At 48.4% G+C, this 13,800-nt stretch carries 9 protein-coding genes; 8 read left to right on the top strand and 1 reads right to left on the bottom strand.

Annotated features, from left to right (window positions below):
- Positions 1 to 410 precede the first annotated feature (410 nt).
- The 4 genes from OIK42_RS17090 to OIK42_RS17105 all read left to right on the top strand — a co-directional run bounded on the left by OIK42_RS17090 (position 411) and on the right by OIK42_RS17105 (position 6,874).
- Positions 411 to 3,449, top strand: a complete 3,039-nt coding sequence (locus OIK42_RS17090) for a TonB-dependent receptor (RefSeq protein ID WP_273642301.1) — start codon at positions 411 to 413, stop codon at positions 3,447 to 3,449.
- A gap of 148 nt (positions 3,450 to 3,597) precedes the next feature.
- The gene (locus OIK42_RS17095; protein WP_273642302.1) at positions 3,598 to 4,329 is read left to right on the top strand and encodes a SapC family protein; all 732 of its coding nucleotides are present in this window, start codon (positions 3,598 to 3,600) and stop codon (positions 4,327 to 4,329) included.
- A 12-nt stretch (positions 4,330 to 4,341) separates the two neighbouring features.
- Complete coding sequence (locus OIK42_RS17100; protein WP_273642303.1) at positions 4,342 to 5,376, top strand: cupin-like domain-containing protein; 1,035 nt, start codon at positions 4,342 to 4,344, stop codon at positions 5,374 to 5,376.
- Positions 5,377 to 5,392: 16 nt separating this feature from the next.
- The gene (locus tag OIK42_RS17105) at positions 5,393 to 6,874 is read left to right on the top strand and encodes a tryptophan halogenase family protein (protein ID WP_273642304.1); all 1,482 of its coding nucleotides are present in this window, start codon (positions 5,393 to 5,395) and stop codon (positions 6,872 to 6,874) included.
- A gap of 187 nt (positions 6,875 to 7,061) precedes the next feature.
- Here OIK42_RS17105 and OIK42_RS17110 read toward each other — a convergent pair whose 3' ends face one another.
- Complete coding sequence (locus OIK42_RS17110; RefSeq protein WP_273642305.1) at positions 7,062 to 8,162, bottom strand: DUF547 domain-containing protein; 1,101 nt, start codon at positions 8,160 to 8,162, stop codon at positions 7,062 to 7,064.
- A 321-nt stretch (positions 8,163 to 8,483) separates the two neighbouring features.
- Here OIK42_RS17110 and OIK42_RS17115 point away from each other — a divergent pair, with 321 nt between their 5' ends.
- The 4 genes from OIK42_RS17115 (at position 8,484) to OIK42_RS17130 (ending at position 13,732) form a co-directional block, all read left to right on the top strand.
- Positions 8,484 to 10,868, top strand: a complete 2,385-nt coding sequence (locus OIK42_RS17115) for a TonB-dependent receptor (protein WP_273642306.1) — start codon at positions 8,484 to 8,486, stop codon at positions 10,866 to 10,868.
- Between the two features lie 13 nt (positions 10,869 to 10,881).
- A complete protein-coding gene (locus OIK42_RS17120) occupies positions 10,882 to 11,586 on the top strand; it encodes a response regulator transcription factor (RefSeq protein WP_273642307.1) in 705 nt (234 codons plus the stop codon).
- Entirely contained in the window at positions 11,586 to 12,818 is a 1,233-nt protein-coding gene (locus tag OIK42_RS17125) for a sensor histidine kinase (RefSeq protein ID WP_273642308.1), read from the top strand. Before OIK42_RS17120 ends, OIK42_RS17125 begins: the two co-directional genes overlap by 1 nt.
- A gap of 86 nt (positions 12,819 to 12,904) precedes the next feature.
- Positions 12,905 to 13,732: a MipA/OmpV family protein gene (locus OIK42_RS17130; protein ID WP_273642309.1), complete on the top strand. Its 828-nt coding sequence runs from the start codon at positions 12,905 to 12,907 to the stop codon at positions 13,730 to 13,732.
- The last annotated feature ends 68 nt before the right edge of the window (positions 13,733 to 13,800 follow it).

Here is a 13,800-nt window from a genome sequence, read left to right on the forward strand (position 1 = left end):
TAATGTCGTATACCAATTTTTGGTTCATTTCCGCCTTTAAACGAACAGTGAATGATGTATTTGTAGCGCTGTTAAAATTTAGTTAATCGTTTGATAAATTACATAACGCCGTTCGTTTGACCCCACATGGTGAATTCCCTACTATCAGTGGCGTTACGGAAACGTTAATGTTTTTGAGTTTATGTTGTAAACCTGAACATTTTTGTTACTCGTGACCAATCGTTAAAGAAATAGTCTATTGCCACTAACTTTATCCGAGATGGCGACAGCGCAATCGTAAAAGAAGTAAAACGCAATGAAAGCGCTTACATGGCATTATTGATATGTTGAAGCTTTGCATACTAATAATCAGGGATAACGATAATTTTAACGGTATTAGCACACACTAATGTGGGATCTGGAGAAAGCACATGTCTAGAAGAAAGTTTGCCAAAACACAGCTGGCAACAAGTTTGTCATTAATTTTAGGAGTTTCAATTTCAGCTCCGGTATTCGCTCAGGAACAAAATGACGCCGAAACTGAAGTTATTGAAGTAACGGGTATTCGAGGTAGTTTACAAGAAGCCGCCTCAATTAAACGCTACTCAGCCGGTATTGTAGACGCGATTTCAGCTGAAGATATCGGTAAGTTCCCTGATACTAACCTTGCCGAGTCGTTACAACGTATTACGGGGGTTTCAATAAGCCGAACCAACGGTGAAGGTTCTGAAGTGACCGTACGGGGTTTCGCGGGCGGTAACAACATGATCACCCTTAACGGCCGAACCATGCCAGCTGCTATTACCTACGGTGCAGGCTCAGGCGCTGATGGCACAACACGAGGTGGTAACACTCGTTCATTTGATTTCCAGAACCTGGCTTCTGAGGCCGTTAGAGCGGTAGAAGTCTATAAAACAGGTAAAGCCAACATCGCTACTGGTGGTATTGGTGCAACCATTAACATCATTACCGCGAAGCCATTAGACAACGAAGGTTTTGTTGCTACCGCTGGCGTTAAAGCGGTTCATGATACGACTAACCGCACTGGCGATGATGTAACACCTGAAGCGTCTGCCATTCTGAGCTATGCCAATGATGATGCCACCTGGGGTATCAGTGTTGCTGCGATTCACCAGGAGCGTGACTCTGGTTACACTGGAGCAACGGTTAACGACTGGAATATTGATTATTGGGATGATATTGCCGATCCTGATAGATTGTGGAACACCACAGATGCCAACTACGTCAACGCGCCAGAGCAGGGCCAGTTGTACGCACGGCCAAACGACATTCGCTATGCGTTTTCTAACACCCAGCGAGTGCGTGACAACGTACAGTTAAACCTGCAATTTGCGCCAACGGATAACTTTACGGCGTCTGTTGATTACACGTTTGCAGAAAACGAAATCGTTGAACAACGCGGTGAAATTACTAACTGGGTACAAACCGGTAGCAACACGCAAGTCGTTGAGTTTGATAATTCTACAGTTAAAACACCCATCTATATGAGAGAAACGTATGCAGGTGGTGTGGATGAAGGGTTCGAGCAACAATGGCGTGAACAGACCAACACCCTTGATTCATTTGGTGTGAACTTTAAGTATTTGGTCAATAATGACCTTACCCTAACGTTTGATGCCCACGATTCAGAAATGCACAGCCGTGGTACCGGGCCGCGTGGTTCGGGCGAAATTGCCGTAGGTTTAGGTGCGCCGACGGTGGTGGAACGTGAATGGTTCTATGATACAGACTTACCGACTTACAAGAATGTTTACGATGACAGTATCCGTGGTGCAAACAACAACGGCATGGTCGATGCAGGCGATGTGGGTTCATCTATCGCGCGTATTCGTAACGCCTCGCAACGCTCAAATATTACCCAGTTTAAGTTGGACGGCGAATACTTGCTGGATAATGGCCGTTTTGATTTTGGTATTGAAGCCCGCGAAATGGAATCTCGTTCGTTCCAGACCGCAGGTAACAACATTGCCTTAGGTAACTGGGGTGTTGCTAATCCTGGTGAGTTTGGGGATTTGATTCAGCCATTTGATCTCCCGGGGGAGTTTGAGGATCACAGCGTAATGCCGGGTGGTTATGGTTTTATTGCTGATGCACGTGAACTGTATACGGCTGCTGAAGGCCTGTATCCGGGGATTCCATCACGTGTTGAAGATGCCTTGTCTTTCGACGATACCATTCAGGAAGATACCTTAGCTGCGTATGCGCAGATTTCATTAGACGGTGAAGTTGGCGATATGTATTTCAGCGTATTAACGGGTCTTCGTTACGAAGAAACAGATGTTACGTCCACCTCACTGGTAGGTGAAACCTTCTTCAGATGGGAAGATAACAACGATATCGTCGCTTATGTTGATGGTAACGTGCCACCATCTCCGGCTTCTGCTGAAAACAGCTATGACTATCTGTTGCCCAGCTTGGATTTGAAACTGGAAATCAGAGAAGACCTGATTGGTCGATTCTCTTACAGCAAGACCATTGCTCGCGCTGGTTTGGGTAGCCTGGGTGTATCAGCCAGTAACTTTGGTGGCGGCGGTGGTTCAACGCTGTTAGGTGCACAACCAACGGCAAGTGCATCAAACCCAGGTTTGTTGCCACTTGAATCATCTAACACCGATGTGTCACTTGAGTGGTACTACGATCCTACAAGCTATGTGTCAGCAGGTTTCTTCCAGAAAGACGTTTCAAACTTCCTTGGAAGTCGTCAGGTTGACCAAACCATACTGGGTATTCGTAACCCAACTGCGGGTCCACGTGCACAGGAAGCGGCAGCAGCATTACGTGATTTGGGTATATCGGTGGATGATACCTCCTTGTACGCAATGACCGTATTGTTGAGCCAGCCTGAAACCTTCCCGAATGGTGCAGCGGATTACACCGGTAGCCCAGAGCAAATCCAACAGCTTGCTGAAACGCAAGGGTGGGATATCGTGGCGAACGAGTCGGATCCAGAGTACGTGTTCAGAACCAGCACACCGGATAACAACCGTGCGGCGAAAATCTACGGTGCGGAATTTGCCGTACAGCATTTCTTCGGCGAGACAGGCTTTGGTGTTCAGGCTAACTACACCATCGTACGTGGTGATGTCGGCTTTGATAACGAAGCCGATCCGAATACGTCTCAGTTTGCTCTGATTGGTTTAAGTGATACCGCTAACATTGTTGGTTTGTACGAAGATGACAACTGGCAGGCGCGTATCGCCCTAAACTGGCGAGATGAGTATTTAGCGGAAGTTAACAAAGGTGGTTCAAACAACCCGCGCTATGTTGAAGCGTTTACGCAAATTGATGTTAACGTCAGTTACAACGTGAATGAACAGCTCAGTGTGTTCGTCGAAGGTTTGAACATTACCGGCGAAAATACACGGGACTACGCACGTAACCCAACGCAGTTATGGTATTTAACTGAGCTCGGCGCACGTTACAACCTTGGTGCTCGTTACAAGTTCTAAGGGACTGATCCTGATAAAAGCCGCTGTCTAAAGCGGCTTTTTTAATCCAAATCAAATAGTAGTATGCTTGTTACCATCGGGCTTAGCCATAAACGTTAACGGAAGGTGCTGGACTGCGGGTCTCCGATATGGCGATAGGAAGAGAAAAATGACAAAACATGTGATGTTAAACAATGTTTATCACAAAGATACAAAAGTAATAGCACGCTATGCCAAAGAGTATGGCGATAATCAGGCCAGCGTGCTGGCCTTTCCCTCGGAGTTTGTTGAATTACAAAAGCATTATCCTATTTTTCTGCGTCGGGACCATAATACAGAGGATTATCACTGTACGGTGTTACTGGGTCTGGAAAAAGATGAAAACTTGTTCCTGGATGCCTCTCACCCGTCTGGTTGGAATGCAGACTATGTGCCGGCGATCCTCAGTAAAGGCCCATTTTTGATTGGCTTTCAGCAACAACAGGACAGTGAAGAAAAGACAGCGGTTATTCATATTGATATGGATCACCCCAAGGTGAATGACGAGAAGGGACAATCGCTGTTTTTAACCCATGGCGGTAATAGTCCGTATTTAGAGCATGTTTCGACGTGCCTTCAACTGATTGATAATGGCATAAATTTACAAGGCAACATGCTTAAACGGTTTGCCCAGTTAGATCTCATTGAACCGGTGAACATTGAGTTTGAACTAAGTAATGGTGAACAACGTGCGCTGAGTGGCAATTATGCTATCCATGAAGAAAAGTTAGCGGCTCTCTCAGCCGAGGATTTGTACTCGTTAAATAAGGCGGGTTATTTACAGCTCGCGTTCGCAATGGTGGCGTCGATGACAAATGTGAGAAAACTCATTAATTTAAAAAACCTACAACTAGCCAGATAGTACATAACCACTATGTTACCCATAAATCGACAAGCTAAAGTCGTTCATAACTGCCAATCGGGAAATGTTCCCGATGACATACATACCTATGAAGAACCTGTCATTCTGAAGGGCCTGGTCGATCACTGGGAGCTGGTTAAGATAGGCCTTGAATCTGATAGTAAAACCGCTGAATATCTCAAGTCTTTTTACAATGGTAAGCCAACGCTGACGTATTTTGGTGAGCCAGGGCTTGATGGACGCTACGGTTATAATGAAACCGCTACAGACCTGAATTTCAAAAAAGAAAAAGCACAACTCGACCAAGTCATTGATCTCATTATCACGCATTTGAATGATGAGACGCCGCCAAGTCTTTACATTGCATCAAATGTAATTGATTTGAATTTTCCGGGGCTGCGCAAAAATAACGATCTGGATATGTCGTTCGCCACCCGAAACCCAAATTCCGAGCCCCCAATCCCAAGCATTTGGATTGGTAATAAGTCTATCGCCCGCTGCCATTATGATGCATCGGATAACATCGCATGTGTAGTAAAAGGTCGGCGCCGATTTATTATGTTTCCGCCCGATCAAATTGAAAATTTATATCCGGGGCCGTTGTCACCCACACCCGGCGGCCAGGCCATCACGATGGTCGATTTGCATAATCCGGACTACCAACAGTTTCCCAAATTTAAGCAGGCTGCAGAAAAAGGGATGATTGCAGAGTTAGAACCCGGTGATGGCATTTTTATTCCCAGCATGTGGTGGCACCAGGTAGAAGGGCTCAATAATTTTAATATTCTGGTCAACTATTGGTGGAGCAACGCAGAGCGTTTTATGGGCTCGGCAATGAATGTACTTCACCACGCTATGTTAAGCCTGCGGGATAAGCCTGCGCACGAAAAGGCCGCGTGGAAGCACGTGTTTGACTATTACATCTTCAACAATGAAAGTTTACCTACCCAGCATTTACCTGTTGCATCACAAGGCTTGCTTTCACCCATGGATGAACTCAAATCACGTCAGTTGCGAGCTATGCTGATCAATAAACTGAATCGATAAATTAAGAGGTAGGACATTGAATAAACGCGTGCAAAATATTGTTATTGCCGGCGGAGGTACCGCCGGTTGGACAGCTGCAGCGGCTATTGCCAAGCAAATGGGGCCTACGGTTAAAATCACACTGGTTGAATCTGACGAAGTCGGCACCGTGGGCGTCGGGGAAGCCACCATTCCGCCGATGCGGGTATTTCATAAATTACTGGGCATTAGCGAGCAAGAGTTCATGCGCGCGACTTCGGCTACCTTTAAGCTTGGCATACAGTTTGAAAACTGGGGGCAGCAAGACGATGCCTATATTCACTCTTTTGGCGTAACAGGGCGAGAGAGTTTTGTCGCACCTTTTCACCACTTTTGGCTTTACGGCAAAGAGCAGGGCGTGGCAAAAGAGTTTGGCAAATATTGCTTTGAGTTAGAAGCGGCAAAGCAAGACAAGTTTGCGACCTCGGATAAGGCAAATGTGCAGTACGCGTATCATTTGGATTCGAGTCAGTATGCGGTGTTACTGCGTAACTATAGTGAAAGCAAAGGCGTCATCCGCAAAGAAGGAAAAATCGAGCAGGTTCGTCAAAATAAGGACTCTGGGCATATCGAAAGCCTGGTCCTCGCTTCCGGTGACGTAATCCACGGTGACTTTTTTATTGACTGTACCGGGTTCAGAGGCTTACTGATTGAAGAAACTCTGCAAACTGGCTACGAGGACTGGTCTCACTGGCTGCCATGTGACAGTGCGGTAGCGGTGCAAACCGAATCTGATGGCGCGCCGCGTCCCATCACCAGAGCAACTGCACATGACAGCGGCTGGCAGTGGAAAATACCCTTACAACACAGAGTCGGTAATGGCTTAGTGTATTGCAGTAAATACTTGTCTGATGAGGATGCTACCCAGCGATTACTGGATAACGTGAGTGGTAACACCATTACCCAACCCAGGGTCATCAAATTTCGTACCGGTAGACGCTTAAAAGCGTGGAACAAAAACTGCCTGGCGTTGGGATTATCCAGCGGTTTTGTTGAGCCGCTGGAGTCAACCAGTATTCATCTCATCATGATGGGCGTTATCCGGTTTATAAAGCTTTTCCCCAATGCCGGGGTTAACGACCTTATTGCTGATGAGTATAACCGTCAAACCATTGATGAAATTGTGAAAATCAGAGATTTTATTATTCTGCATTACCATGCAACAAGTCGGCAGGACAGCCCTTTCTGGCAGTACTGCCATGACATGGAAGTGCCTGAAACGCTCAAGCATCGCATGCAATTGTTTAAAGATTTTGGGCATGCTTTTCAGGAGGATGGAGAGTTGTTCAGAGTCGACTCCTGGACACAGGTAATGCTGGGGCAGGGAATAATGCCGGAAAGTTATCATGCCAGTGTGAAAGGGATGCCGGTGAGCGAGCTTCAGCGATTTTTACAGGGGATTGAAATGTCAGTAGAGAAAGGGCTGCAAAATATGCCCTCGCACGAGGCGTTTTTGCAACATTATTGCAGTAAAGGTTAAGACCCTTATCGTTACGATGCTGATCAGGAAAAGCGAAACCCTTTCGTCTTTCACGCATCGATATTGATGACCTGTGCAGAATATTTAACACCTCAAAGCAGGCCGGATGGCCTGTCTTGAGATGTTTCTGCGAACGTTGTTGAACGCAAACAGTGCAAATAAAAGTGCTTAATGGCGCTTATTTTATTTAATTTGACTCTTCTTCTGCTGAATCTAAATCGGTAACCGTAACACGACCTTCACCGCCGAAATTAATTGCACGTACCCGCATAAGCTCCCTGAGTTTTAATACCTGCGCATACGACTTTCCGCCTTTGTACGCTCTGGGATCGGTTGAGACACTGCCTTCATGATTTCGATAGGTGCCGTAAATATCGGCAATGCGGTAATTTCTGACATTGGCCACCACAGTGTCATCTTGTGAAATATTCGATTTGGTATAAGGGTCGGCATAGACAAGCAGGTGGCTTTTTAAGTCTTCCTCAAAATTAGGAAAGAACATGGCATTTCGTTGATAATATTTCGAAACCCTTACTGTGTCGCTGCTACCGTTAAACTGCGTGCCTCTGTTTGAGTTAATAAATTCCTGAGCGTTATCCTGCAGGTTTTTGAACACGTTTTTGCCGGTGTAGGCTTTCTTACGAATATTCGGACTCCCTTTATAACCCTGGTACAAGCCATAAATAACCAATGGTTCATCAGGATACAGCGCCGGAATAATATCAAAATGAATGTCGTTTAAGCTAAGTTCAACGCCTTCTACATTCAACAGCTTTTGGTGAAAGAATGAGTTTTCATCTTCCAGTAAATCTCTGAAACTCTCTATGGGGTAGAGCTTGGCAATCTCATTAATAACCGTCACGTTATAAAGATTAAGCCAGTATGCCAGTTGCTGCTCTTTGGTTAGCAGCTTCATGGGAGTTACCGTTGGGATGGCTTCGAGTTCTTTTCTTAGCTTAAGTATTTTAACCTGCTCTTGTGCTAAGTTTTCGTAAAAGAAGCGGTTTGCTTCATTCTCGGTGGCGCCATCAATGGGTTGTCTCATTCTGGTGCCAGTAAGTGGTGTGGCTTTGTCAGCGTACTTTCTTGTGGAGCGGCCCATATTGAGCACCCCCGCGTGTAATAACTGATTCAGCACTGAATAATCTAAAGACTGCGTGGCGCGTTCGGCGTGCTGGTTAAAATGTACATGGGCTTTAGGCTCACTGCTCGTTGCGGCAACATTCATTGCTACTGAACAAACCAGGCCGGTAATGAGTATTTTTACTGCCTTATTTTTACTAAACATAACTTCCATATCCTTTTATTAATCCGTTGCCGTTAAAGTATAGAACAAAATTTATACTATCTCAGAAGAATAAACAGCTGTCCATTGGGCGGTATTTTTATGGGGTGTATCGCTCAACGTTAACCGCCTGGTCACCCATTCACGTTATGCCCTGCCAAATGTAACCGTCACATTTCAGCGACATTTTAGTCACATTGGTTTTGTTAACCTCCCTGTGTTTCAGCAAATAAGTGCGGTCAATGTTTGGGATGTTTGGAGAACTGGTAACATGAATGAGCAGTTGATTTACGTATTGCGTGAAGTACACAAAGAGGTAACGCCATGAGCCGGCAGTTTAAGTTATTCGCATGGTTGGCATTGTGGCTACTTTGGAGCGGTTTTTCGCCAGTTACCCGCGCTGCCGAAGCGCCTGGTGCATTGACGATGATAGTCAGTGATCAACGCTCCGACAGACCGTTGTCAGGTGCGCAGATTATACTCAAAGAACGGCAAACCGAATCGACGCAAACCTTAGTCACCGATGAGCGAGGACGCGCGGTTGCAGAACAACTCGACCCCGGCCTTTACTCGGTAAACATCACTAACAGCGGGTTTTCGTCTTTTTATGAACCGAGCATACGTGTTGTGACACGCAAAAATACCAAGCTCGAATTTACCCTGCTGGCGAATCCGGTTGAGGTGGTGGAAATCAGAGCGCAGCGAAGCAATGCTTACGCTTCAGGCTCTACTACTTATCTTGACAGAGAAGCACTGCGAAGTGCTGTGGGAGGCGGTGCTGATCCACTCTTGTCGCTGGATGGCTTGCCCGGTCTGGCCTCGGCCAGTGAATTTGCCAGTTTTAGCGTACGCGGTCGTGGGCCGAGAGATAATTTAATACTGGTCGATGACCTGCCGTTTGATAAAGCGGTGCATTTTGATGCCACGCTGGGCGAAGAGGAAGATATTGGTGGCGGCGGTCGCTTTTCTATTTTCGCTCCGAATGTAATCAGCGGCGCAGAATTTTCACCCGGTGGTTGGGGCCCCGCATACGGCGGCCGCGCGGCCTCCCTGCTCAAACTGGAAGTCGCCGGAGGCAACCCCAGTCCGTCAGCGAGTTTACGCCTTGATCTGGCAGGTTTTGAAGTGGGCTATGACGGCCCGACCGGTATCACTGATGACTCAACCATGCTCGTATCCGCCCGGCGGCTCGATTTCGGCGCACTGTTTGAAACCATCGAAGAATTAGACATTGGCGAACCAGTGTTAAGAGACGTCATTGTTAAGTCGGTGGTGCCTGTTAATCAGAACCACACCTTCGAAGTATTGCTGGTGGATACGCATGAAGACTATACCCGGGATGTAACACATGTGTTTGCGTCGCCTGATTTTGAAGATGCTGCGCTGCTCGATTTTGAGCAGGACAGCGACCTGTACGGTGTGACGTTGCGCTCGTTAATCGGCGAAGAGGCGGTGTGGACAAATAAAGTTTACTATCGCAAAAGTAATAAGCTGAGTAGCGAGGGCGAAGCGTTTCCGGACCTTGTCCCCGACGGAACACCCGCTGCCGGCTTTCCGGTGCGGGAGAACATCATTACCATTGGTGAAAATGAAACGGAAATTGGCTGGCGCAGCGACTACGAAACCGCCAACCACTGGGGCCGGTTCAGCGCTGGTGTTCGGCTTACGCAAGTGGAACTGGACTACAACACGGTCCTGGATGGTAATTGGAACCGTTATGTTTACGACGAAGATGATTTCAGAACTGATCCCGCGCAGCGTTTTATCGTATTGACGCCAGAGAACATTAACGCCTCGATTCAACAACAAGAAACGAGCGTGGCTGGCTACGCCGATCAGGAGTTTGAGTTGGATGACTGGGCATTTTCTGCTGGCTTACGGGTTGAGCGTGACGGTTTTGCTGATCAGAGCCTGGCGTCTCCTAGGTTCAGCGTCAACTGGCAACCGATGAAAACGGTGCGGTATTTTGCCACTGCTGGCCTGTTTCACCAGTCACCACGCTATTTAGAACTGGCAGCGGATGCGTCAAACGATCTCAGGAACGAAACCATCACGCATGCCAGCGTGGGGGTTAACTATTTTCCGTACAACCAGTGGTCGGTATTAGTGGAGGCCTATTCTCAACACCTGGATAAGCTGGTTGTGGATTTGGACCGCGCAAACGGGACCTTTGCCAATCGTGGGGAGGGGGCGTCCTATGGCCTCGATATTGTGCTTAACGGGACGATTTTTGAGGGGCTTTACGCTACGGCTACCTATTCGTATAACGATGCGGTTGTAGATCGCAAAGACGGCCGCGGTGAGGTTGCCGCTGAATTTAGCCGCGAGCATGTTGCAACCCTGGGCCTTACCTGGGAAATCAGCGATCGCTGGAAAGTCGCAGGCCGTTATAAGTACCTCTCCGGCAGACCAGATGACCAGTTTATTATTCACTCTGATGTATTGGGGCCTGGTCAGCCCCTGCGCTATTCTAAAGAAATTACGGCGCGGAATGTCGGCCGCAAAAGTGGTTCAGGCTTGTTAAACGTTCGCGTAGACTACCGCCGGGCAGTTGGCCCCATAGACATAACGGCTTTCCTGGATGTGATCAACGTGACAGCAGCATCGTCGGGCGATGACAGCGAGTTTGACTATCGTCGGGGGGTTGAAGTGAAAGACGAAAGTGAAGCCGAACCGCTTATTGGGTTAAGGCTGGATTACGCATGGTAGAGGAAAGGTTCATATGGTGAACAGGCTGGGGGCAGCGCCAACCAGAGTGTTGATAGTTGAAGATAACCGCGATATTTGCGAAAACATTGCGGCGTATCTCGAAAAGCACAACTATATTCTGGATTTTGCTTATGACGGAATAAGCGCCATGCACCTGGCACTGACCAATCCCTATGATCTTATTGTTTTAGATCTGATGTTACCGGGCATGGATGGCTTAAGTTTCTGCCAAAAGCTGAGAACAGAGGCCAAAGCAGACACGCCCGTACTTATGTTAACGGCCAGAGATACACTCGATGATAAGCTCAGGGGGTTTGCCGCGGGTGCCGACGATTATCTGATAAAACCATTTGCCTTACAGGAACTGCACGCACGAATACAGGCGTTGTACAAACGCAGTCACGGCAACACCGATAACCTGTTAACGGTGGGCGATCTGACCTTTAACAAAGACACCTTACAAGTGCATCGCGCCGGACGACGTGTGGTGCTCAATCCCACTGGCTTGAAGCTCCTGCAGCGTTTAATGGAGGAGTCCCCCTCGGTGGTGCCCCGCAGTACGTTAGAAACCTTGTTATGGGCCGATGAGCTGCCTGATGGTGACGCGCTTCGATCGCACATGTACAAATTAAGACAGGCCGTCGACAGACAGTTTGCTAGTGCGCTTATTCATACAGTGCATCGTATTGGTTACCGAATTGCTGAGGATGAGCAGTAATGTACCGGCAAAGTCTGCGTAAACGTGTGGCCATTGCTTTTGCTGTGTGTGTTGCGCTGCTGAGCGTGGTATGGGGGTTCGCCTTCTTCGCGGCGATCAGGTTGAGTGAAGATCGGGTGTTGTCGCAACAGTTGCAGGTTGCGGCCGAAAATTATCCTGCGTTATCGATGAACCTGCGCGGCTACACAGCGGTGAATGATTTGCCCGAATCACTCCGGACATGGGCGCAGACCAATCCTGTTGAGGGCTTATATGAGTTTGATGGCGAAGAACTGCATGTGGCGGTGATCCCCGGCGATAATGAACGGCCACACGCCTTTGTGGTGTTCGATGTTGCTGGCATTGAGGCGGCGTCGTCAGAAGACTGGTGGTTGCTGCTCATGATTACCGGTGTTGTGGGCACGCTGGGTGTGTTGGGCTTTGGTTTAGGGGTGTTAGTAATGCGCCGGGCCGTCGCGCCAGTAGTAGAACTGGCAACCACGGTGGCAGGCATCGATCCTCAAAAACTGGCGGCGGATGATCATAAACGCATTCAGGCCCAGCGCTTCGGCGATGATGAGGTGGGACTACTCGCCGCGACGATTGAGCAGACTTTTGCGCGGATCAGCGCGTTTGTTGAGCGGGAGAGAAACTTTACGGATTCGGCCAGCCATGAATTGCGAACACCTATCACTGTTATCACCGGGGCACTCGAGTTGCTGGAACAAAGCGAGCTGTCAGCAAGCGATGCAAAAACACTGGATCGGGTCAGGCGTGCAACCCTCGACATGAAAAACATGATTGAAATGTTTTTGTGTCTTGCCCGGGAAACCGATGACGCATTGCAACACGAGCAGTTTTTGGTCGCACCGCTGGTGAGCAAAGCTGTCGAGCAACAACGTTACCTGTTAAGAGGCAAACTCGTTAACGTTGAAATCGACGCTCTCGCCAATCCGGGACTTTTTGGCCACCCCCAGGCATTTTCGATAGCGGTCAACAATCTTGTTCGAAACGCCTTTGAGCATTCGCTGGCGCGGCAGGGGGCAATCACGATACGTATTAAGGAGCATGAGCTATTGGTGAGCAACCAGGTCAGCAGTGAGGCGTATGAGCGGCAAACGCAGAGCGACATACCATCCCCTCAGGGATATGGCCTGGGATTGGGGATCGTGCAGCGCCTGTGCGAGCGCAACGGTTGGCGGTTCGTGCTAACCACTGAACAAGATCACGTCATTGCCCGGTTCTCCTGGTGACAGCGCGCCTGGTGATTGTGAGCTTATTAGATAATGACTTTCTTACAAAGACTGGTTCAACCAACACATTTTAGGATGTATAAAAGATGAAAAAAATTAGCATATTGGTGTTGTTTTCGTTGATTAGCGGGCTGACATTTCAATCAGCTCTGGCAAGCGACAAGAGTAAAGCGCTGGTGCCTTTGCCCTCGCTGGATGATTTTACCCAGGGCAATGATGGCTGGGCTTTTGGGCTGGGTGTTGGTGTTGAATATGAAACAGCGTACGAGGGCTCCGACGAATTTGGCTTTGAGATCCAACCCGCGGGCGCCGTGCAGTGGCGTCGCGGTGACAATATTTACTACTTTGCCGGGGAAGCCTTCGGCTGGCGTGGCCGGTATGATGACAAATGGCTGCTCGAAGCGTTATTAGGGTTTGAGGAAGGTCGTGAAGAAGACGACTCCGACGACGGCCACCTGGATGGCTTAGGCGAACAGGACGAAGGCTTTGAACTAGTGCTTCAAGGGCGGCGGGCTTTTACTGCCGACTGGCGTTACTGGCTGGTGGGCCGGATCGTGACGGGCGGGGATGGAAACCTGGGCCTGTTTGGTGTGGGCCGTCGGTTTGGAGAGCAAAACGATGGAACCGGTCATGAGGTGAATCTGGTTGCCGTTTTTCATGACAGCGAATATGCCAATAAGGGATTCGGCATAAACGCTACGCAATCTGCCGCTTCTGGCCTGGCTGCAACCACCCTCAGTGGCGGACTGCGCTCGGTTGGCATTGATTATAGTTTCCGACGTTATATCAATGCCAACTGGCAGGTTTACGGCGAGGCGCTTTTTGAATACTACAGCAGCGAGGTTCGTGACAGTCCAATTGCTCGCAGTGATTACGAGACTGAGGTGGGGCTTGGCGTTATATATGTTTTCTAACCTCAGGGCAGGCAGGCTCAATGGTTAACGCAAACAATAACCTGTTGCAGTACGGCGTGTTTAGGCCA

This window comes from Alteromonas gilva (assembly GCF_028595265.1).
GTDB lineage: Bacteria > Pseudomonadota > Gammaproteobacteria > Enterobacterales > Alteromonadaceae > Alteromonas > Alteromonas gilva.

Excerpts from the sequence above, each read along its gene's own strand:
- OIK42_RS17090 (WP_273642301.1), top strand. The coding sequence starts at position 411 with ATGTCTAGAAGAAAGTTTGCCAAAACACAGCTGGCAACAAGTTTGTCA.
- OIK42_RS17095 (WP_273642302.1), top strand. The coding sequence starts at position 3,598 with ATGACAAAACATGTGATGTTAAACAATGTTTATCACAAAGATACAAAA.
- OIK42_RS17100 (WP_273642303.1), top strand. The coding sequence starts at position 4,342 with ATGTTACCCATAAATCGACAAGCTAAAGTCGTTCATAACTGCCAATCG.
- OIK42_RS17110 (WP_273642305.1), bottom strand. The coding sequence starts at position 8,162 with ATGTTTAGTAAAAATAAGGCAGTAAAAATACTCATTACCGGCCTGGTT.
- OIK42_RS17115 (WP_273642306.1), top strand. The coding sequence starts at position 8,484 with ATGAGCCGGCAGTTTAAGTTATTCGCATGGTTGGCATTGTGGCTACTT.
- OIK42_RS17120 (WP_273642307.1), top strand. The coding sequence starts at position 10,882 with ATGGTGAACAGGCTGGGGGCAGCGCCAACCAGAGTGTTGATAGTTGAA.
- OIK42_RS17125 (WP_273642308.1), top strand. The coding sequence starts at position 11,586 with ATGTACCGGCAAAGTCTGCGTAAACGTGTGGCCATTGCTTTTGCTGTG.
- OIK42_RS17130 (WP_273642309.1), top strand. The coding sequence starts at position 12,905 with ATGAAAAAAATTAGCATATTGGTGTTGTTTTCGTTGATTAGCGGGCTG.